General features: G+C 29.6%; 1 protein-coding gene. It reads left to right on the plus strand.

Annotated features, from left to right (window positions below):
• Positions 1-10 precede the first annotated feature (10 nt).
• Entirely contained in the window at positions 11-139 is a 129-nt protein-coding gene (locus tag ABFY71_RS19390; protein ID WP_431021559.1) for an HNH endonuclease signature motif containing protein, read from the plus strand.
• The last annotated feature ends 121 nt before the right edge of the window (positions 140-260 follow it).

A 260-nucleotide genomic window follows, 5' to 3' on the forward strand; every position in this document is an offset into this window, starting at 1 on the left:
TTCAAAATGGATGGAAAAGGATATATCATTACAGCTTCACCATATAAATGGTATAAAAAGTGATAATAGGATAGAAAATTTGCAAATATTATGCCCTAATTGTCATTCTCAAACATTAAATTATAAAAATAAAAAATGAACTACCCAGAGCAACAAATGCTTAAGATCCTTAATAGGGATCTGTTAAGTAATCCGATGTATGTTATTAACAATCTCCATATATATGATTGGGAATCTGACTTCCTGGCCATAACAAGATC

Source organism: Devosia alba, assembly GCF_039938915.1.
Classification (GTDB): domain Bacteria; phylum Pseudomonadota; class Alphaproteobacteria; order Rhizobiales; family Devosiaceae; genus Devosia; species Devosia alba.